This is a genomic window from Bacillus cereus group sp. TH152-1LC (genome assembly GCF_027710505.1).
GTDB classification, from domain to species: domain Bacteria; phylum Bacillota; class Bacilli; order Bacillales; family Bacillaceae_G; genus Bacillus_A; species Bacillus_A mobilis.
This window is the reverse complement of sequence record NZ_JAQFNK010000005.1, coordinates 15,540-36,687: the sequence shown is the minus strand read 5'-3', so window position 1 is coordinate 36,687 and position 21,148 is coordinate 15,540. Positions and strand designations below refer to the sequence as shown.

Below are 21,148 nucleotides of genomic sequence, written 5' to 3'. Positions count from 1 at the left end.
TTTACATTTCTCTCGTTGCAATGGTTTGCGCAATCGCATCCCCATGAAATCGACCGTTCTCAATAAATATTTCATTTGCATTATTTCCAGCAGCAATTACACCTGCAATGAAAATATTTTCAGCGTTCGTTTCCATTGTATCCTCTGTATAAATCGGGCGTCCTGTTTCCTCATCAATCCGAACACCCATCCTCGTTAAGAAACTATGATCAGGATGGTAACCAGTCATCGCAAATACAAAATCATTTTGGATTGTATATGCCTCATCATCAACTGTAAACGTTAATGTATGTTCAGTAACTTCTTTCACGTGAGCCCCGAAATGCATTTGAATTGTGCCGCTTCGTACTAATGCCTCAAACTCCGGCAAAATCCACGGCTTAATGCTCGGAGAGTACTCACTTCCGCGATATAAAACTGTTACACGCGCACCGGCTTTAACAAGTTCTAACGCCGCATCTACACTCGAGTTTTTCCCACCTATAACTACTACATCTCGATCAAAATAAGGATGTCCCTCTTTAAAATAGTGAGCTACTTTCTTCAATTCCTCACCTGGAACATTCATATAATTTGGATTGTCATAATATCCAGTTGCTACAACAATATATTTCGCTATATATATTTCTTTACTTCCGTCACGCTTTGTCGTTTCAACTTGAAAAACATCTCCATCCTTTTGAACTTTCTCCACTCGTTCAAAAGCATTTACACGTACAGATTTACGCTTTACTACTTCACGATAATACGCAAGCGCTTGATTTCGAACAGGCTTACGATTTTCTGTAATAAAAGCTACATCACCAATTTCTAATTTTTCACTAGAAGAGAAAAATGTTTGATGTGTTGGATAATTATAAATCGCATTTACAATGTTTCCTTTTTCAATTACTAACGGGTTTATCCCTACCTTTTGCAACGAAATTGCTGCTGCTAATCCGCACGGACCGCCTCCAATTATGATAGCTGTTTCTTTCTCCATACTCAGCTCACTCCTAGTCTTCTACCAATACGCTATTTATAAAAACAAGAAAAAACCTACTTACAGCAGTAGGCACCTATCTTTATTGTATTCATTTTTCATATATTTGTCATCTAAACGAAACGTACATCCGATAGACATCTGCTAAAAACTGCTGAAATTTAATACCTTGTTTCCCTAATACATTTTCAGGATCAATCTTTCTAGCTGGGTCAAGTGTTTTATGTGATACGATATCTTTTTTCGGATTCAAGCCGAAGTTTTGACATAAATACGCATGATACCACGTAAAACGGGTATATGCTTCCCAAAAGTTAACATCACCGCCATAACAAAGTTCCACTCCAATGGCAGCCTTATTGGCATCATAACCATATAAGTCATTATCTGTCGACACACCATATCGAACATGATAGGCTACTTCATTTATAGGAACAATTTCCAATATTGTTTTATCATCTATAAATGTATGTGCCGAAGCTTTCGGTTGTATTTCATTAAAGTAATCCCGATTCCCTATCGCATTGCTACCAGGGTTCCCCGTATCATGACTTACAATAAATCTTACTTTAGAAAGAGGAATTCCCGGTCGTGAACTTCCATACCCAATATAGTTACGCTCTATAGGAAACATCGCCATTACTACCAACTCCCACTTCAGAAGATTACCTTACTTCTTTATATATGTATTCGGTAGCAATGTCCTTATCGCATATTTCTTATGCGAAGAGAAAATCGAAAATATTTGATGTGAACACCATAAATAATAAAATACTTACAGCAACTCCATAAAAACCGTAAAACCAAACACAATCTTCTTTCGTATCTAAACCGAAAAATTTATTTACTGATTGTAATAATGTGCCACGCTTACTTTGTTTGTTTCTTAATACTTCCACTCGTTCTACAACATCTGCTGGCATCATAAATCTTTGGTCTACTGTCATTTTCATCATTTATCTCTCCTTAAAATCATTTCCGTTTTGTTTATCTAAGGAAAGTATAGCACGTTTGTTCGTACAGAACAAGAGTTCTTTTGATTTTTTATTTTATTTTTCAACAAACCAAGTAAGTATTGAGATTACAAAGGCGATAATAGGCCCTACTACAACCACACCAAATATTAAAAACAGCAGTCCTTCCCCGAACACCCGAACGATACTTGTTTTTAAGGCTTTCATCGTTCTTGCGAGTTCTCCCTCTAACCTCTTAACTTTCTCTTCTAATTGTTCTACTCGTTCCATCATTTCATTTTCCATATACACCACCTCATCCTTATACTTCAACAAAAAAACGTGATTCCCTCGAAAGGAATCACGTTTTCTCATAATATAATATTATACCCAACCTCTGAAGCGACTTGCTTCAGCCATTTTACGAACACCAACCATATACGCCGCTAAGCGCATGTTCACTTTACGAACTTGTGCTGTTTCATAAATAGAATCAAATGATCTTACCATTACTTTTTCTAAACGTTGTTCTACTTCTTCTTCAGTCCAGTAGTAACCTTGGTTATTTTGTACCCACTCAAAGTACGATACTGTTACACCACCAGCACTTGCTAATACGTCCGGAACAAGTAAAATGCCGCGATCTGTTAAAATTTTAGTTGCTTCTAATGTTGTTGGACCATTTGCAGCTTCAACAACGATTTTCGCTTTAATATTGTTAGCATTTTCTTCTGTAATTTGGTTCTCAATTGCAGCTGGAACTAAAATGTCGCAATCCAGTTCTAACAATTCTTTGTTTGAAATTGTATTATTAAATAGTTTTGTTACTGTACCGAAGCTATCACGACGGTCTAATAAATAATCAATATCTAATCCGTTTGGATCATGCAATGCACCGTAAGCATCCGAGATTGCAATAACTTTCGCGCCTGCATCATGCATAAATTTAGCTAAGAAGCTTCCAGCATTACCGAATCCTTGAACAACAACGCGCGCACCTTTAATATCAATGTCGCGTTTTTTTGCAGCTTCACGAATACAAATTGTTACACCTTTCGCTGTTGCTGTTTCACGTCCATGTGATCCACCTAATACAAGTGGCTTACCTGTAATAAATCCTGGTGAATTAAATTCATCGATACGGCTATACTCATCCATCATCCATGCCATAATCTGAGAGTTTGTGAATACATCTGGAGCTGGAATGTCTTTTGTCGGTCCTACGATTTGGCTAATTGCTCGTACATAACCGCGGCTTAATCTTTCTAACTCACGGAATGACATTTCACGTGGGTCACAAATAATTCCACCTTTACCTCCACCGTATGGTAAATCAACAATACCACACTTTAAACTCATCCAGATTGAAAGTGCTTTCACTTCATTTTCTGTCACATTCGGATGGAAGCGAATTCCACCTTTCGTTGGACCAACAGCATCATTATGTTGTGCACGATATCCAGTAAATATTTTAACAGTCCCATCATCCATACGAACTGGTATTTTCACTGTCATCATACGAATTGGTTCTTTTAATAATTCATATACTTCGTTTGGATAACCCAATTTTTCTAATGCTTCACTAATAACAATTTGTGTCGAATTCAATAATTCAAAATGTTGTTCCCTTTGTTGTTGTGTTTTTGTTTGAGTTCCCTTTTCGGCTACCATAGTAAGTAAACCCCCTGTAATTTCACTTGTTTAGTAAACCTTCATTGCCTAGTATACACCGTTAAATTTGGAATGCAATAGAAAACGCTAACAAATATATACAAACTATTTTCTGTTGCAAGCGTTTTCACTATCATTATAGTCCTTTTATCACTTTTAGAAAAGTAAAATACTTAAATATTTAAATATTTTTTATTTTACTTATATATAACACCTTAAGAAGATACTTTTAAGTAAAGTAAAGAACGCCTAAGTATTTATGACTCCCGCTATACCATCGATCGTTTTGACATTTCCAGACCAATATTTTAGATTTTTCCAAATAAAAAACAAAACCTAAGCTTTGTTATATTAGCTAAGGTTTTGTTTTTTCACAAAGTAATTGTGTATTTGTTCAATTGCTTGCGAAGCCATTAATTCTTTACCATACTCCATTAGACGATAAATAGTTGCTGTAGACGGATTACCATATTCCGCTAAAATAGCTATAAAATCTGCCTTCAGTAATTGAATTTGCTCCTCTTCTTCTATCCAAAGATAGAAACGACCATCCCACGTATATAGTTTTCCGCCAGTTACATCAAGGTTATATAAACGATTCGACAGGTTAATTACGTCATCTAGTGTAGCAAACTCATAAAGTATATGCTCGCTTTCATCTAGAGTCACTTGCATTTCAATAAACTCGTCACGGAACTCATCATCTGTATCCACATCTTGATGTTCTTTCGTTACAATTACGACCATTCCTTGCGCTTGTAGAGAAAATACTTCAACTGCAATCGGACCATCCGCTTCAAATCCTAGTTCCTTGTTTGCTTCCTGCATCATATCACGAAATAATTGCTGTACTTTCGGTGCATTTCTCCACAAATCTTCTTTCGTTAATCCTCGTTCAGATAAATCATCAAATGTTAAGAAAATTTTTATCTTATTGTAATTTAATCGTTCCAGCCTCATCTCATACCCTCCCTACGTAACCAATGAATATAATTTTTATTATATGAAATAGAAAATAGATGGTTCTTTTCGAACAACTATTCTAACATTTTTAACCAATCATCCCATTCTTCTTTCGTATCACCAATTAGGCGTGTTTGAATGTTCAACTGATCTCGAGCACCTATTTCTCCTATAAAACCAACCGAAAGGTTCTCACTTTTTTCTTGCAACAAATTCATGTCGTTCATCGCGTTCTTAAATTCTCGTCCGTCATCAAAAGAGACTACTACATATGTAGGTTGTATTTGCTCAACAGCTAACAAAATACCTTCTTCCGCTAAACTTGACCTAATATATATCACCTCATATCCCTTTAAGCGTAAATACGTTGAGAAAACAAACCCTTTCAACATATTATTTTCTAACACGACAACTTTGTGTATAGAAGAAAATGTCGATGCATTATGATACACCATTCCTAGACGAGTTTGTAAAAATGATACGACATATTGGAATTGCACCAATGTAACTTCATTATTATTTTTTAACGTTAACAATTTATTTGACACTTGAAGAACAATACTTGCTATAACTTTTTCTGTTGCATAAATACTAAAAGCCTCGTTTAACAATGCAGAAGTTGTAATTTCATCAAATTTTAACAAAGCATGTAGTAAGTCGTCCACTAAAACAACTTCTCTATCGTAATGTATTTCTTTTTGAACACTATGCTGCAAACGATTCCCTTCTAATAATTGAACTGCTTGTCCAATCATCATGCCGGAAGAAACTTTGTCCATTAACCATTTCAAAATTTGAATATGCTCTTCTGTATATAATCGATGCCCCGCATGATTCCGCTTTGGGGCAATAATTTGATATCGTCTCTCCCATGCACGAAGCGTACTCGGCTGAATTCCAATTATATTCGAAACAGCTTTTATGTTATATTTCCCGTTTAGAGTTGGCATCATTTCCCTCCGCATAACGTAATAATATGTGTTTGAGCAGGTGCTCGGAAGCGAAGTGGAATCAACGTTGTTCCATATCCATTACTAACAAAAAGAGTCATATTTGAATGCTTATATACGCCACCTTTTAAATGTTTTTTAGATGGGAATAATCGAATCTGTCCCCCATGTGTATGTCCACTTAAAACAAGTGAAATTTGTTCTTCTCCAGACATGTTACTTATGATATCAGGGTTATGGCTAATTAATATGCGAAAACCATCTTCTTTGCAATCAGCCAACGCCAAATCTAAACGATCACGTTTCAAACCAACATCATCTACACCAAGTAAACAAATTTTTTCTCCTCGTTCAGACTCAAATACAACTCTTGTATTATCTAAAACTTTCACATTATTTTCTAATAACAAAGCATCTAATTCATGATATTCAATCTCATAATCATTATTTCCCCATACAAAATATACAGGAGCTATCGCTCTTAACTTTTGTATATTCGCAGAGATTTTCGATAAAGGGACGCCTCTTTCCGCTAAATCACCACCAATAATTACAAGGTCTACCTTTCCTTTTACTTGTTCAATTAACGAACTTGAAATGACCCTTCTATGAATATCAGAAATAAAAAACACCTTTACTTCTTGAAAACTTTCCGGAAATTCTTCAAATATTAAAGTATGTTCTAACACAGTATTACGCATCGCTTCTGTATACATTACAAGAAGAAATATAATACCAATACATATGAGAGTACTTAATAAGATAATCCATATCATATATTTTTGACTCCCCTCCTCATAAAGAGAATCCTCAATTTTTATAGTAGGTATGTTACTAGCTATCCTGCTTTGCGGAATTATCTTTTATCGGAATTTTTAATTCTTGACCTATTTTCACTTCATCTTTTTGTAAATCATTATACTTTTTAATCACTTCGATCCCAGTTTCATCTGAAAAATATTGCTTCGCTATACTTTCTAAAGTTTCTCCCTCTTTCACCGTATGCGTTACTACTTTCTCAGATGGTGCCCCGGATTCAGATTTAGCTGAATCAAAGAAAATGACCTCAAACGCACTTTTCCCAGCGTTATTACCATCACTTTTCACCTGAATATATTTATCTGTATACCATAAGATACTAATTGGTAGTAATATGAATAGAAATGTTAAAACTCGGACGAAAATATGATTCATTTTAAACTTTTCTTTTTTCTCTTTATTTCTATGAATTTCACTACGCGGCGGTAAACCTTCTTTTTCTTCCACTCGCTCAACTTCTAATTCCTCTTCAAAATCAGGAATTCGTTTTCTCATGTTGTTCACCACCACCTTCCATTTATTTTCTTAATTGGAGTCCCATTATAAAATCAACAAGAAAGTGTGCAAAGATTGTTATAAACAAATTTCCTGTCCATTGAAATACATAACCAAAGACAAAACTAATGAAACAGACGAAACAAAACAAAAATGGTTTTTTTATATACCGAATATGTAACACTGCAAATACTAAACTCGCTATTACAATTCCAAAGTGCGTCTGCACTACACCTCTAAATAGAAATTCTTCTGCAAAACCGATAATGAACGTAATAACGAGTAGATGCATAACTGACATTCCTTGGAACATTCTATCGTTAATACCACCATCATCAAACCAAGACTCTGGAAATACTCGCATTGCAACATAATCTAATAACACAATACCAATTGCTAATAAGCCACCTATTATAAGTATAGACACCGGTTCCCATTTCCACAGACTATACACCGATTTTATATCTCGGAATAATATATATGCTAGTAAACAACCGATACCGATAATAATGAACTGTGTGATATACAGGTTCAGCCTTATTTCTTTCGGACTCATATCTTCAATATTATGCCTTTGAATGTTCATCATTCCCCCATCTTTTCTAGACCGAAAAGCTTTTGTAACTCTGTTTCCCAATTATAGTCGAAATCCGATTGTTGCGCTTGTCTTTTTTTATAATCTGTTTTTGTAATACCACAATAGTCACAGCAATTTTTTAACTCGTTCTCTTTTCTATAACCGAATTGTTGCAGCAAATATTCACGTCTACATCCTTTCACTTGTATCCATGATTTCATGTTTTCTAGCTCACTATATTTATTACGCAGCCTTATTTCTACTTCAGCTATTAATCTGTTCATAATTCCATCTGACAAGCTCTCTAATTTTAATTTTCGCTGTTGTATGATTCCAAGCTGCTCAAGATGATAACGGATGAAACGCCAATATTGTTCATTAAATCTTGCTGCATTATAACAAATTTCTTCTACCTCTTCTATTGGTAATTCTTTCGTTTGAAACATTCTTTCTTGTAGTAAAGAAAATAAAAACTGTATTTGCGACTGACTTGGCAATTCATCCTCAATTATTGAAATTGGCAAATCGTGATCTAACGGACTACATAGTAAGATAGCTATACTCGGTTCACCATCTCTTCCAGCTCTTCCGATTTCTTGTAAATAGGAAGCTATATTAGTCGGATAATGGAAATGAATAATATAGCTCGTATTCGACTTATTTACTCCCATACCAAAAGCACTTGTACATATTACAAGCTGCAACTGGTCATTCATAAACTGTTGTTGAATTAACATACGCTCTTCATGTTCCATACCACCATGATAAAATGCGACACCAGTCACGCCTTTTCCTCTTAAATATTCCGTTAAACGTTCTGTCCACGCTCTACTTGAACAATATACAATTCCTGGCCCTTGTAAATACATCACCTGGTCCAAAAGCGCTTCTTTCTTCTCCTCTATCGTCTCCACAAATTGTACTTCCATTGCAATATTTGGACGATCAATAGAGTATACATGCTGCGTCACTTTCTTCAAATCTAAACTCTCCGCTATATCTCGTAGCACATCTTTCGTCGCTGTTGCCGTTAATGCTAGCACCGTAGGAGACCCGATATTCCCAATGACTACATTTAGTTTTTTATAGTCTGGTCTAAAATCATAACCCCATTGCGAAATACAATGAGCCTCATCCACAACAAATAATGAAATATGAACTCTCTTCAATTCTCTTATTAACACTTCCGACTGCAACATCTCTGGTGATACAAAAATAAATTTATATGAAGCTAATTTTTTCATCGCTTCTCTTTTTTCATGTAATGTCCGAAAACTATTAAATGCAATCACTCGGTTTTTCACAACATATTTTAATTGTGTAACCTGATCTTCCATCAAAGATAATAATGGTGATACAACAAGTACTGTTCCTTCTTGCATTAGCCCTGGAAGTTGATAGCACATAGACTTCCCTCTTCCAGTCGGGAGCATTGCTATAACATCTTTTCCTTCTAATAAATCTGTAATTACCCCTTTTTGCCCTGGACGAAATTCAGAATATCCAAACCATCTATATAAATATTCCTCAAGCTTCATTCATACCCTCCATCTGCGCCAATACAAGACGGACCTCAAAATAAGAAATCCCCTCTCCAACCGCTTGTTTCAACTCACGCAACTTACGTGTTTGTAATGCCTCAATTACTTTTGTTACTTTATCTATTTTATCTTTTTCCATAAACATCTCGATTGAAAACTCTTTTTCCCGTAAAGCAATTTCAACAAAATGATCTTCTATCGTTGCAACCTTTAAATTTCTAATTGTCGCTATTTCTTCTAAAGAACGTCCTTGTCTCCAAAAATTATATGTTTTTTTCGTTGATAAACTAAATAATTCAGCTCTCTCATTTGGGTAAGATATAATTTCAGCTAACAGCGGAAATTCATTTTCTTTATCGCGAACTTCTTGTATAAAGAAGTGAATTGTACCCCAAAATAAAAAGTACACCCGAAATATATCTTGTTTCGTAATTTCCGCTAATTGCTGCAATGTACAACCGATACGTTCATATCCTGTTAATCGATATGTTACAATTGTCGCTTCTACCACATCACCTTTTCCTAAAAGATTATGTATTTCTTTCCATAATCTTTTCGCCAATTCCCTTCTCCTATACGGTATACCTGTTAAAAAACGTTTCACCCACACCGTTATTTCTGTATCTTGTTGAATGGGAATAAACTTCGTATTATTCTGTTGTAAATTAGATATAGTTTGAATAATTAATGATACTCTTTTCCAAAATGTTTCACCTAATTCTCCATAGTGCAAACCATGTAAATGCGCGGGAAAAGCATACACTTCCTCCCATGTTTGCAACTGCATTTTACCTTTAGATGTTAACAAATATGTATTTTCATGTATTTCTTGAATCAAATCCGCTTGCAACAACTTTGCAACTTCACGATCATAATCTGTTCTATTTAACGATTTATATATTGCAAACAAAAAAGAAATTCGGAACATATTTCCATCTTGTAACGTTTGTGAAGATCGTTTTCCTTTTAATAAATAATAAATAGAAGAAACGGTCCTTTCACCATTCAATTGTTTTAAACAATACAACACAGTATATTGTAGTTGCATTACCGCTTCCACCTTTCAATCTAACTTAGTTACTTTTTAATATGATTGCACAATTAAACTTATCATATCGGCACTATGTACTTGTATATAGTATATTGTACCAAACGAAATAACATTTACGTATTTTGAAAATCTTGTGACATAATGCAAAAATTAGTTGACACTCTAATTGATAAGGATTATCATTATAATTTTATGTTGAAAAGTTTTAAAAACCGTTTTACAATAAGGTTATAATTTTTATGGCGAGCTTTTCACATACATATTATCAGGAGGGAAAAAAGATGGCAAAATATACAATCGTTGATAAAGATACTTGTATCGCATGTGGTGCTTGCGGCGCTGCTGCACCAGACATTTATGATTATGATGATGAAGGTATTGCATTTGTAACGTTAGACGATAACCAAGGTATCGTTGAAATTCCAGATGTATTAATTGAAGATATGATGGATGCATTCGAAGGTTGTCCAACTGACTCAATTAAAGTTGCTGACGAATCATTTGACGGCGACTCTTTAAAATTCGAATAGTCTTTTATTAACTTCAAAAAATATCCCTCATTAATATGAGGGATATTTTTTGTTTTCTATTTTCATTCTACTTAAAAAACCATTAGTAGTTCCATACTACTAATGGTTTTTTTATATTTTATGCATTTTTCATTTTTGCAAACACCCATACTTTCAGGCGTGAGAATAATGCTACAAATACAATTGTCACAACAATTCCTTTAATCAAATTAAATGGTAAGATTGCCGTTACAACCGTTGTTCTTATAGCCTCGCTAGACATAGCTGGTGAATTTAAAAACCAAGTGTAAGCTGGGAATATAATGATGTAATTTAATACACTCATGATGAGCGCCATTGTAATTGTCCCGAGCATTAATCCTGTCGTTAAACTCTTAACAGTACGATACTTTCTAAATAAGAAAGCTGCCGGTCCAATAAATAAACATCCTGCAATAAAGTTAGCAATTTCTCCAACTGGTACTCCCGTTAAACTCCCTTGAATCCCGTAATGTAAAATATTCTTTATCGCCTCTACAATTATTCCTGCAACTGGCCCGAAAATAATCGCAGCAATTAAAGCAGGTACATCACTAAAATCAATTTTCAAAAATGGCGGAAGCCCTGGAAACGGGAAATCCAACATCATCAGTAAATATGCAATACTACTTAGCATCGCTACACTCACCATCTGCACTACACTGTTTTTTTGTTTCATCTTTCTCTCTCCTTTTCCATCGATCTTCTCATGGAAAGTGGAAAGGTTCTGCTATGCCTACTTTTTCATAGAACGAAAAAACCCTTTGTGTTTTACACAAAGGGAGAATTTAAGGCACATCAAACAGACGTTCAAATCCATATCTTTTTTGAACGCTTGAACCTCCATCTTCTCCCATCCAGACTGTACTGTCGGCTTTGGAATCACACCAAATCCTGCCTTAGCGGCTCGCGGGCTTAGAACAAAATCACATATAGTTCATCACCGCCGGTCGGGATTTTCACCCTGCCCCGAAGATAGACCGATATTCTATTTTCCACTTCATTATACAACAACATGATCGTGTTGTGAACAAAAAAAGTGTAACTTATTAAAAATAAGTTATTAATTTTATATAACCGAAAGCAATCACTTTATTTTACAATACACTCCATATTTTTTAGTATTAGGCATTTCTCCTATGAATCCACTAGTCATATATAGTTAAAAGTGATAAGATGTTGAATTGTTAAGATAAGAACATTTTCTGGATTATGGAGGAAATGTCATGAAGAAAGAAAAGAGACACTCTATTCGAGAAGCAATGAAAAAAAACTTAAGAAAAGAATACTTTTACTTAAAAAAAGAATTACTTTTCCACTGTCCAATTGATTTAGGCACATTCTCAAGCGAGACATACTATGCTGCTTTTGATGAAGATGGCATCAGCATTTATCAGTATGATAAAAAAACAGAGAGTAAATTAAAATTATGTGAGCGTCATCCGTGGAAGAGTTGGAATAAAGTGAAGATTGATCACTACTTGACAACTTCACAATTTATTTTTCAAGGGGAGCGAAACTGGATATTATCCCTTTTCCAAAAAGGGAAAGAAGCTCAAAAAATAATTGAAGAGCATACATCTTTGCAAACTGAAGTTGTTTCCCGCTCTTTCTTAAAAAAGCTTCCAGGGTTCCGTTCTAATGCACCGCTGAATAAATACATCGGCAGCATTTGCTACACTGCACTTATTGCATTTTTATTAAAATGGATGATTCCATTTCAAGCACCACAAATTGCCCTGTACTCCATTTCAATCGGTTGTATGCTTCTTGGTCTACTTTGTTTGACAATCGGTTTAATTGAACCAACAATTGTACTGTTTCGGACAAACGAAAAAACAAGAACAAAAGTATTTTACTTATATAGCTACTTAGCTATTTCTGGATTTATATGTGTCTTTATTTTTTGGTAAAAGAAGAGCTAGTTAAACTAGCTCTTCTTTACTTTACGTATAATTGTTGATTTGGATAAATCTGATCTTGCTGCAGTCCATTTTTTTCTTTAACTTCCTTAACTGACATACTAAATTTCCGTGCAATACTAACCAAAGTGTCCCCTTTTTGGACGACATATAAGGATGAGGAAACGACTTCATTTCTCTGTTCATGTAAAACAAGTAATGGGTTCATCGCATTCTTTTTCGCCATCGTCCATCTTCCTTGATGAACTTCTAAATGTAAGTGTGCACCTCTCGATTCTCCTGTATTTCCTACTTCTCCAATTATTTCTCCTTTTGAAATATAATCCCCTTGAACTACATATCTCTTATTTAAATGTGCATACACGGCCTCATATTCTCCATGTTTAATAAATACAACGTTTCCATAACTACTTGAATAATAAGACTTTGTTACCTTACCTTCTTGAATAGCTGCCACAGGCGTACCAATCGGTGCCGCTATATCTATACCGTAGTGTTTTCCATGCCTTGTCCCAAAATAATCACTTATCTGCCCTTCAACAGGCCATGTCCATTGTTTTCCCTCTGCGTACACATGTAATTGAGATAAAAACAATACTGTCAATAACATGACGCCACATTTTAACACTTTCATATACATCCTCCGTTTTCTAATTAACACCATACCTTCTCTATTTTGGTATATTACAGAAAAAAGTATACAAAAAAAAGAAAGTGAATCACTCCACTTCCTTCTCTTTTTTATCACGAAAAACGATTGCACTGCGATTATACTCCACATCTTTTACTTGTAATCGAGCATTTATTACTCTAGCTACCGCAAACAAATAATCAGATAATCTATTTACATACTTTAGAACAACTTCATTTGTTTCCCCTTCTTTTTGCAAGGACACTATACAGCGTTCTGCTCGCCTTACAACTGTACGTGCCATATGAATAGCAGCTGCCGCTTCGCTTCCACCTGGTAAAATAAAACGCTCTAACGGCGGTGCTTCTTCTATATACAAATCAATCCTTCTTTCTAAACTTTCAACCATTTCAATCGTTACTTTATAAGGAATTTTCCCCTCTACTATCGCCAAGTCTCCCCCGCAATCAAATAGTTCATGTTGAATATTTTCAAGTTCATTGTAAATATCTCCGAAAGTCCCGCCTTGTAGCTTCGTCATTACATATCCAATATGAGAATTCGCCTCATCTATCGTGCCATATGCTTCCACTCTGATATTATCTTTATCCACTCTGCCGCCTATTACACTTGTTGTCCCTTTATCTCCTGTTTTCGTGTATAATTTCATCACTTTACGACACCCCTCTTATTATTCTTCATTCAACTAAGATAGAAAAAAAGTTCTACTATTATTTATTTAATTGATTTTACAAAAAAATAAAAAACAGTAGAACTTTATTCATTATCAACTTTAAAAACACATATCTAAATTATACGATTCGGTAAATATACAGAGAATGTAGTTCCCTCTCCAACAACACTTGAAACAGCAATTTTGCCATCATGGCCTTGTACAATATTTTTTGCAATCGCAAGCCCGAGCCCTGTTCCAACTTTTTTTCCACGTGTTCTTGCTTTATCAGCTTTGTAGAAACGATCGAATAAAAATGGAATATCTTCTTCTGGAATGCCAGCACCCGAATCTTGTACTTCAAAAATAAGACCATTATTTTTCGTATCAATTACAAGCGTTACATGTCCACCTGCATTCGTATGACGAATTGCGTTATCAATTAAATTCGTCAATACTTGTTCCATACGATCTGCATCAAACGGGTATTGCTCAATTGGATTTTGGAAATCAACCGTTAATGCGACTTCTTTATCCTTTGCAATCCCTTGGAATTTACGACCTATTTTTTCAACGAAAGGATGAATATCAACTTCACCTATATGTAACTCTACATTACCACTTTCCATACGCGCTAAATCTAATAATTCATTTACAAGTTTACCTAAACGAACGGATTCATCATAAATGATTTGAACAAACTCATTAATTTCTTCTTTCGTTTGCACAATATCATCTAAAATCGCTTCACTATACCCTTGAAGCATGACCATCGGTGTACGGAGTTCATGTGATACGTTCGCAATAAAGTCTTGACGCATCTTCTCAAGACGGCGTTCTTCCGTCATATCACGTAATACAGCTACCGCCCCGCGAATTTTCGTTTGGTTGTAAAGCGGCGTCATAAGAACTACATAGTTCCCTTTTTGTAAGTTAATTTCAACCACTTGTTGTTGTTCACTTTCTACAACGAGATGGAATAGTTTAACAAGTTCAGAAGGTAGCTTTTTACTTAGTTCTACTTCTTTTTCTTCTTGCCAAACTTGTAAGAAATGTTCAGCCGGTGGATTGATTACAACAACTTCTCCTTCTTGATTTAACGTAATAACACCATCAGCCATACTACTCAAAATGCTAGTTAACTGCTCTTTTTCTTGCTGCAGAGCATTCATATTAAACTTCAACTGTTTTCCCATTTGATTTAAGGCTGTTGCAAGCTCACCAATCTCGTCCTGAGATACCATAGGAGCTTTCGCATCAAACTTCCCACGCGCCACCTCAAAAGCAACCTCACGCATTTTACGTAGCGGTGCTGTAATTCGAGTAGATAAGAAAAATGCAAAGAAAGTTGTTAAAACAATCGCAATCCCTGCTGATAAGAAAATAAAATCAGTCGTTCTCTCCATACCTTGTTGTGGAACTTGTAAAGATTCATATACAAACACAGCACTTTGATTTTTGGACTGCACTGGTTTCCCAACAATCATAATATCATTTTCAGTGTTTATATTTTTCCTACTATTAGAAGCTTTTCTAATATTATTCTTAATTTCCTTTTTATCTGTAAAAACAGCTGCTAACTCTTTATCATTTTTTAAATCATCTATTGTAAGAGTGACTAATCCTTCTTGCTTAGGAGAAGAAGAAATTTCCTTACCATCTTCTACAATAATAATTCTTGAGAGTTTATCAGAGAATTTGTAAGCAACATTCTCAATCGTTTTTACATCGGCACCCTCTTCAATTAATTGCGTAACACTTGTTGCAACTTTTTGAAGCTTATCTTGACTCATATCAACATAATATGTTCTAAAGTACTGTGAAAGTAAAATCGCAACAAATCCAAGTACAAACGAAACGAGAAGTAATATGGTCATCCATAACTTCCCTACTACACTTCTCCAAAGCATCAGTCGCTCACAACCTCAAACTTGTAACCTACACCCCAAACAGTAACAATCATCTTCGCAGCATCTGGTGATTTTTTGCTTAACTTCTCACGTAAACGCTTTACATGCGTATCAACTGTACGTAAATCTCCGAAGAATTCATATTGCCATACTTCTTTTAGCAATTGCTCACGATCAAATACTTTATCAGGCGCTTTTGCCAAGAATAATAGTAGTTCATACTCTTTCGGTGTTAAGTTCACTTCATTACCATCTGCTGTAACACGGTGTGCATCATTATCAATTGTTAAATGAGGGAACACAGTAACATCTTTTGTCGTTGTATCTTGTGTAAAGAATGTTGTTGGTACAGAACGGCGTAAGACCGCTTTCACACGAAGCACTACTTCACGTGGGCTAAATGGTTTCACAATATAATCATCAGTTCCTACCTCAAACCCTTGTACTCGATTTACCTCTTCACCTTTTGCTGTCAACATAATAATTGGCGTCGCTTTCTTCTCACGAACCCCTTTACAAACTTCAATACCATCTTTACCAGGCATCATAAGGTCTAATAGGATCAAATCGTAATCATTTTGTAACGCCATTTCTAAAGCTGTATCACCATTGTCTGCTTCTTCAATTGTGTATTGTTCTCTTTCTAAATACATTTTCAACAAACGACGAATACGATCCTCATCGTCTACAATTAAAATTCTTGATTCATTTTCCATTTCTACCCGTTGCGTATTTTTACCACAACGGTTTACACCTACCCTTCTACACTAGTATGTTGCGCTATTCTCGTTTATTTAAGCAATCTTCTAAATGTTTCACTTCCCATATTATGCTTCACAAGAATAATAAAGTTTGTTCAATTTTTTTCCAAAACTATGTATTTTTTTTGAACAGTATATAATGTCCTCGACATCATTTTACAAAATCAACCGCTACTTTGTCATGTTTTTCTCAAAAAAGAAGAAAAGTTGACAAAAATAAAATAGGAAAGTGACATTCACTCTCCTATTTTATTTCTCTATGCGTATGAATGTAAACCCGCGATAATTAAGTTTACTACAATAAAGTTAAACATAATGATTGCAAAACCAATTACCGCTAACCACGCTGACTTCTCTCCATGCCACCCTTTTGATAAACGTAAATGTAATACCGCCGCATAAAAGAGCCAAGTAATAAGCGCCCAAACTTCTTTTGGATCCCAGCCCCAAAAACGCGTCCACGCTATTTGTGCCCAAATCATCGCAAAAATTAATGCACCTAATGTGAAAACTGGGAATCCAATTGCAATAGATCGATATCCGATTTCATCTAGTAAATCACTATTCGTATTCTTCACTAACGGCTGAAGCGCCGCTGATACTCGTTTCCGTAAAACAAGTCTTAATACGATATAAAGTAACGCTCCTACTAACACAGACCAAATTACAGTATTTAATTTTTTCGCATTTACAATCGCTGGAACTTCAACTGTCGGTTCCAATTTATTTTCTGTCAATAACTTTCCTTCATGCGGTCCAACTAAAGCAGGAAGATTGTACTTCATCTCCACTTGTTGTTCATTTTTATCAATCCATTGAAACTTCGCTTCATATTTCATACTAGAAAATACCGTTGTTACTCCAATAAATCCAACTGTACAAACAAGTGTGAACACGACCGCTTCTAACCAAAATGTTCGTTTACTTCTCGTTGATTGATCTACATTCTTCAATAAATACATAACGCCCGTAATAAAACTAATTGCTAATATTGCTTGTCCTGCTGCTGCAGTTGTCACGTGAATATGTAACCAATTACTTTTTAAAGAAGGAATAAGCGGAGATATTTCCCGTGGAAACATACTTGCATAGGCAATTAATAAAAGTGCCACTGGTAATGCAAAGAGTCCGATTATACTGACGCGATACATAAAATACATGACAATAAATGCTCCGACAAGCATCATGCCGAAAAATGTACCGAATTCAAAAAAGTTACTAACTGGTGCATGTCCTGATGCAATCCATCTTGTAACAAAATATACCGTTTGCGCAATAAACCCTAAAATTGTAATCGTTATTCCTATATTTGCCCATTTATGACCTTTTTCTTTAATTGCTCCCCCGAAAAATAAAGTTGCAATTAAATATAAAATAAATGCGGTAAAGAGAAAGTTACTACTTATTTGCACCATATCGTTTCCCCACCTTAACTAGTTTTTTTATCTACTACTTTATCGCTTGGCTGCGGAATTGCTGTACCTTCTAGTACTCTTTCAATATCTTTCTTTAAACCGAACCAATTTTTATTCGTATGTCCTGCAATCCACCATTCATCATTAACGCGTTGTATCCAAATACGGCGATGATTCCAATACATCCCTTGAATGACACCAACCATAAATATAAATCCTCCAATACCGAGAATCCAAAGCGTTAAATCTTTCCTTACAGTAAGTGCTGTTGCATTTTGCATTTCCACACCTGCAAACGACATTTTATATTTGTTATTCCCATCAGGTTCTATATTTTGCTGAATACCAACAAAACTCACTTCACCATCTGGTGTTTCAGGCGTAAACATTTTAAACACAAATGCAGGGTTATTTGGTAATTTCGTTTTTGTATTTGGTCTTCCACTCTCATCAAAATAAAAATCAGGGAAATAGCTTAATAGTTCTAAAGAATAACCGTTTCCTAAATCATATTTTTCTGTAGGATTCGTTAAATCGACTTTAATCGGTCCCCACTTTTGATTATTTTCTTTGTTTTGCAAATGGAATGACATGCTTTTAAATTCACTTTCTTTGTAATCCACTTGATAAACAGCAAATTGATCAAATTTCATTGGCTCATTTACTCGAATTTCCGCTTCTTTTACTTTTTCTAATTTTGGTTTTTGTCCTGCTATATTTTCACCGACCGCTTTATACAATACAGCATTTGTTTGGAAGTTTTTCGCAATCATCTTATCGCCTACACGATCAATCGCTTCATCAAAAACTTCCTTGTCCTTACTTTTATCATAAACTTCCTTTATAAACTTCTCGTTTTTTAAATAGTATTGCCCATCCGTTCCAGGTATTTCTTTCGTTTCACCATCACGTAACCAAAGCGCTTCATCTACGTACATACTCGGTAAAAAACGGAGCATTGCACCGAATAAAAAGATAATGAGACCGATATGATTCACATATGGACCCCAGCGTGAAAACCGTCCCTTTTCAGCTAAAATGTTACCGTCTTCCACTTTCACATTATAGTTCGTTTTCTTTAAATTGATTTGAACTCTTTCCAAATCACCATCTTGCGGTGTACCAGTGCCGTACAATCTTTGTCTCTTTAAAAAGCTAGGGTGTCTTTTCACCCCTTGCTTCTTTAAAGCTTTATAAAGTGGAATGACACGATCTAAGCTACATATCACAAGTGAAATACCAATTGAAGCAATTAAAATCATATACCACCATGAACCGTATAAATTATTAAATCCTAATTGATAGTATAATTGCCCTAAAAATCCATATTCTTGCTTATAGTATTCAGCGGGTGCAATCCCTGGAGTTATGTACATTTCTTGTGGAAAAATAGTTCCTATCGCTGATGCAGCTAAAGTGATTACAATGAGCCATACACCCACTTTTACAGAAGAGAAAAAGCTCCAAATTTTATCGACTATCGTTTTTGTTTGCGTGAGAGATCTCCGAGCACTCCCCTCATAGCGCATATCCAATAGTTTTATATTTTCATTGCTTTCAAATGGTTTCCCACATGCTTCACAAAAAACAGTTCCTATCGGATTAACGTGTCCACATTCACATTTAATTTCTTTCAACACTCTCACCGCCCCTGTATCTATATGTACTATTGTATATTCTAACCTCGAGTTACCGCAATACTCAGAATTTTTAAACCAGAGGCGCTATAGGTAAGCACCTCTTATGTAAAGGCTTTCTTTATTACGGAGTAATTTTCTTTAAATATCCTTCTAACTGTTCTTTCGTTTGTTCACCTATAATTTTCTCCACTACTTTTCCATCTTTATCAATCAAGAAGCTTGTCGGTAATGGCCCTACGCTATATGTCCCTATGATTTTTGTTCCTTTATCAATAGCGACTGGGAATTTCAAATCATATTGTTTCACAAAATTCTTAACAGCAATTTCTGTTTCATCTGCATCTAACGCAATAATTTCAACGCCTTTTTCTTTATACTTTGGATATAATTCATTCATATAAGGCATTTCTTTCTCGCAAGGTTTACACCAAGTGCCCCAAAAGTTTAAAAACACACCTTTTCCCTTTAAATCTTTTAGTTCAATTTTCTTTCCTTCTAAATCTGTCACAACAAAGTTAGGTGCTTCTTTTCCGATTTGCATTTTCTCCTTATCAGCAAAGAACCCTTGATAAAGGGTAAATCCTACAGCACCGCTTAAAATGAGCAGAATAATAACGCGAAATAATAAGCGATTTTTCTTCATATTGTCTCCCCTCTCTTCGACGAGTGATAAATATATGTATGTTTTAATAAATCACCAGCGGAGCATTCCACTGGTGAAAGTTTCACACTATCGATTAGCGCGGCTTTGTAGAAGCCAATGCACGTAATTGTTTCACCTCATGTGGTGACAATTTTCTCGCATCACCAGGGCGCAAGCTACCCACTTCTAAAAAGGCGTAGCGTTCACGCTTTAGTTTCACTACTTTACAATCTAGCGCTTCAAACATGCGACGTACTTGACGATTACGTCCTTCATGAATCGTTAATTGTACAATCGCAGTCTCTTTACGCTTGTCCCAAGAAATAATTTTCACTTGTGCTGGTGCTGTTTTTCCATCTTCTAATGCAACACCTCGTTCTAACATGCGAATTTTCTCACCTGTTAATGGCCCTTTAATTTTTGCAACGTACGTTTTTTCAACTTTATATCTCGGATGCATTAATACATTTGCAAATTCCCCATCATTTGTCATTAATAATACGCCAGACGTATCATAATCTAAGCGGCCGATTGGGAATAAACGTTGTCTAATTTCAGGGAAAAAGTCTGTTACAACACTTCTTCCTTTATCATCTGATACACTTGAAATTACGCCAGTTGGTTTATATAGTAAAAAATAAACAGGTTCTTCTTTTTCAAGAGGGATGTTATTTACTTCTACTTTATCTTGAGGAGTGACTTTCGTTCCTAACTCCTTCACTATTTTTCCGTTAACTTTCACTTTTCCTTGCTGAATTAATTCCTCAGCCTTTCTTCTCGATGCAATACCTGCTTGTGCAATCACTTTTTGTAATCGTTCCATTTCTTTTTTTCACCTCGAATTTATCTTACCTTACATTAGAAAGACTTGGCAACCGCATACACTTGACGGCTGTTCGCTTCATCTTACTTAAACAACATAGCGATGATAATAAACATATAAAGGGCAAATCATGTTTTTACCTTTTATTATTGTCCATATTCTTCATATTGCTCACAATAA

General features: G+C 35.2%; 23 protein-coding genes and 1 riboswitch. Of the genes, 2 read left to right on the top strand and 21 right to left on the bottom strand.

Going from position 1 to position 21,148, the window contains the following annotated elements; translation table 11 throughout:
• Position 1 precedes the first annotated feature (1 nt).
• The 12 genes from PDL00_RS14490 to PDL00_RS14435 form a co-directional block, all read right to left on the bottom strand.
• A complete protein-coding gene (locus PDL00_RS14490) occupies positions 2 to 982 on the bottom strand; it encodes a YpdA family putative bacillithiol disulfide reductase (RefSeq protein ID WP_242251080.1) in 981 nt (326 codons plus the stop codon).
• 109 nt (positions 983 to 1,091) lie between these two features.
• Positions 1,092 to 1,622: a peptidoglycan recognition protein family protein gene (locus PDL00_RS14485; protein ID WP_001240651.1), complete on the bottom strand. Its 531-nt coding sequence runs from the start codon at positions 1,620 to 1,622 to the stop codon at positions 1,092 to 1,094.
• A gap of 79 nt (positions 1,623 to 1,701) precedes the next feature.
• Positions 1,702 to 1,938 carry a DUF3961 domain-containing protein gene (locus tag PDL00_RS14480; protein WP_001983018.1) on the bottom strand — a complete coding sequence of 79 codons (237 nt, stop codon included), beginning with the start codon at positions 1,936 to 1,938 and terminating at the stop codon, positions 1,702 to 1,704.
• A 93-nt stretch (positions 1,939 to 2,031) separates the two neighbouring features.
• Positions 2,032 to 2,241, bottom strand: a complete 210-nt coding sequence (locus tag PDL00_RS14475) for a hypothetical protein (RefSeq protein WP_270729729.1) — start codon at positions 2,239 to 2,241, stop codon at positions 2,032 to 2,034.
• A gap of 78 nt (positions 2,242 to 2,319) precedes the next feature.
• Entirely contained in the window at positions 2,320 to 3,606 is a 1,287-nt protein-coding gene (gudB, locus tag PDL00_RS14470; RefSeq protein WP_000225171.1) for an NAD-specific glutamate dehydrogenase, read from the bottom strand.
• A gap of 351 nt (positions 3,607 to 3,957) precedes the next feature.
• Entirely contained in the window at positions 3,958 to 4,566 is a 609-nt protein-coding gene (locus PDL00_RS14465; protein WP_242251066.1) for a genetic competence negative regulator, read from the bottom strand.
• Between the two features lie 77 nt (positions 4,567 to 4,643).
• A complete protein-coding gene (locus PDL00_RS14460; protein WP_242251064.1) occupies positions 4,644 to 5,519 on the bottom strand; it encodes a MerR family transcriptional regulator in 876 nt (291 codons plus the stop codon).
• Complete coding sequence (locus tag PDL00_RS14455) at positions 5,519 to 6,295, bottom strand: metallophosphoesterase (RefSeq protein ID WP_270729726.1); 777 nt, start codon at positions 6,293 to 6,295, stop codon at positions 5,519 to 5,521. The genes PDL00_RS14460 and PDL00_RS14455 overlap by 1 nt, the downstream gene beginning before the upstream one ends.
• Before the next feature lie 58 nt (positions 6,296 to 6,353).
• Positions 6,354 to 6,833, bottom strand: a complete 480-nt coding sequence (locus tag PDL00_RS14450; protein WP_242251060.1) for a LysM peptidoglycan-binding domain-containing protein — start codon at positions 6,831 to 6,833, stop codon at positions 6,354 to 6,356.
• 22 nt (positions 6,834 to 6,855) lie between these two features.
• Positions 6,856 to 7,419, bottom strand: a complete 564-nt coding sequence (locus PDL00_RS14445) for a CPBP family intramembrane glutamic endopeptidase (protein WP_073517756.1) — start codon at positions 7,417 to 7,419, stop codon at positions 6,856 to 6,858.
• The gene (locus PDL00_RS14440; RefSeq protein WP_270729722.1) at positions 7,419 to 8,948 is read right to left on the bottom strand and encodes a RecQ family ATP-dependent DNA helicase; all 1,530 of its coding nucleotides are present in this window, start codon (positions 8,946 to 8,948) and stop codon (positions 7,419 to 7,421) included. The genes PDL00_RS14445 and PDL00_RS14440 overlap by 1 nt, the downstream gene beginning before the upstream one ends.
• Positions 8,938 to 9,999, bottom strand: coding sequence for a helix-turn-helix domain-containing protein (locus tag PDL00_RS14435; protein WP_270729721.1), 1,062 nt, complete (start codon positions 9,997 to 9,999; stop codon positions 8,938 to 8,940). Before PDL00_RS14435 ends, PDL00_RS14440 begins: the two co-directional genes overlap by 11 nt.
• 284 nt (positions 10,000 to 10,283) lie before the next feature.
• Here PDL00_RS14435 and PDL00_RS14430 point away from each other — a divergent pair, with 284 nt between their 5' ends.
• Positions 10,284 to 10,532 carry a ferredoxin gene (locus tag PDL00_RS14430; RefSeq protein ID WP_001151994.1) on the top strand — a complete coding sequence of 83 codons (249 nt, stop codon included), beginning with the start codon at positions 10,284 to 10,286 and terminating at the stop codon, positions 10,530 to 10,532.
• 118 nt (positions 10,533 to 10,650) lie between these two features.
• Here the strand turns inward: PDL00_RS14430 and PDL00_RS14425 are convergent, their stop codons facing one another.
• Positions 10,651 to 11,229, bottom strand: a complete 579-nt coding sequence (locus PDL00_RS14425) for an ECF transporter S component (protein WP_000810851.1) — start codon at positions 11,227 to 11,229, stop codon at positions 10,651 to 10,653.
• Positions 11,230 to 11,391: 162 nt separating this feature from the next.
• A riboswitch (FMN riboswitch) is annotated at positions 11,392 to 11,531 on the bottom strand.
• Between the two features lie 245 nt (positions 11,532 to 11,776).
• On the opposite strand from PDL00_RS14425, the gene PDL00_RS14420 reads away from it, so the two are divergent.
• Complete coding sequence (locus PDL00_RS14420; RefSeq protein WP_061677822.1) at positions 11,777 to 12,463, top strand: hypothetical protein; 687 nt, start codon at positions 11,777 to 11,779, stop codon at positions 12,461 to 12,463.
• A gap of 28 nt (positions 12,464 to 12,491) precedes the next feature.
• On the opposite strand, the gene PDL00_RS14415 is transcribed toward PDL00_RS14420, so the two are convergent.
• From PDL00_RS14415 to rluB, 8 genes are all read right to left on the bottom strand, one after another.
• A complete protein-coding gene (locus PDL00_RS14415) occupies positions 12,492 to 13,106 on the bottom strand; it encodes a peptidoglycan DD-metalloendopeptidase family protein (RefSeq protein ID WP_242251053.1) in 615 nt (204 codons plus the stop codon).
• Between the two features lie 85 nt (positions 13,107 to 13,191).
• Positions 13,192 to 13,773 carry a cob(I)yrinic acid a,c-diamide adenosyltransferase gene (locus PDL00_RS14410; protein ID WP_242251138.1) on the bottom strand — a complete coding sequence of 194 codons (582 nt, stop codon included), beginning with the start codon at positions 13,771 to 13,773 and terminating at the stop codon, positions 13,192 to 13,194.
• A gap of 137 nt (positions 13,774 to 13,910) precedes the next feature.
• Positions 13,911 to 15,686 carry a sensor histidine kinase ResE gene (gene resE / locus PDL00_RS14405; protein ID WP_270729716.1) on the bottom strand — a complete coding sequence of 592 codons (1,776 nt, stop codon included), beginning with the start codon at positions 15,684 to 15,686 and terminating at the stop codon, positions 13,911 to 13,913.
• The gene (gene resD, locus PDL00_RS14400) at positions 15,686 to 16,402 is read right to left on the bottom strand and encodes a DNA-binding response regulator ResD (RefSeq protein WP_098343591.1); all 717 of its coding nucleotides are present in this window, start codon (positions 16,400 to 16,402) and stop codon (positions 15,686 to 15,688) included. Before resD ends, resE begins: the two co-directional genes overlap by 1 nt.
• A 302-nt stretch (positions 16,403 to 16,704) precedes the next feature.
• The gene (gene resC / locus PDL00_RS14395; RefSeq protein ID WP_242251039.1) at positions 16,705 to 17,862 is read right to left on the bottom strand and encodes a cytochrome c biogenesis protein ResC; all 1,158 of its coding nucleotides are present in this window, start codon (positions 17,860 to 17,862) and stop codon (positions 16,705 to 16,707) included.
• A gap of 14 nt (positions 17,863 to 17,876) precedes the next feature.
• Positions 17,877 to 19,502 (bottom strand): cytochrome c biogenesis protein ResB, encoded by a 1,626-nt coding sequence (gene resB / locus PDL00_RS14390; RefSeq protein WP_242251037.1) that lies wholly within the window; start codon positions 19,500 to 19,502, stop codon positions 17,877 to 17,879.
• Positions 19,503 to 19,623: 121 nt separating this feature from the next.
• Positions 19,624 to 20,145, bottom strand: coding sequence for a thiol-disulfide oxidoreductase ResA (gene resA, locus PDL00_RS14385; protein ID WP_001978271.1), 522 nt, complete (start codon positions 20,143 to 20,145; stop codon positions 19,624 to 19,626).
• Positions 20,146 to 20,239: 94 nt separating this feature from the next.
• Complete coding sequence (gene rluB / locus PDL00_RS14380) at positions 20,240 to 20,968, bottom strand: 23S rRNA pseudouridine(2605) synthase RluB (protein ID WP_270729711.1); 729 nt, start codon at positions 20,966 to 20,968, stop codon at positions 20,240 to 20,242.
• Between the last annotated feature and the right edge of the window lie 180 nt (positions 20,969 to 21,148).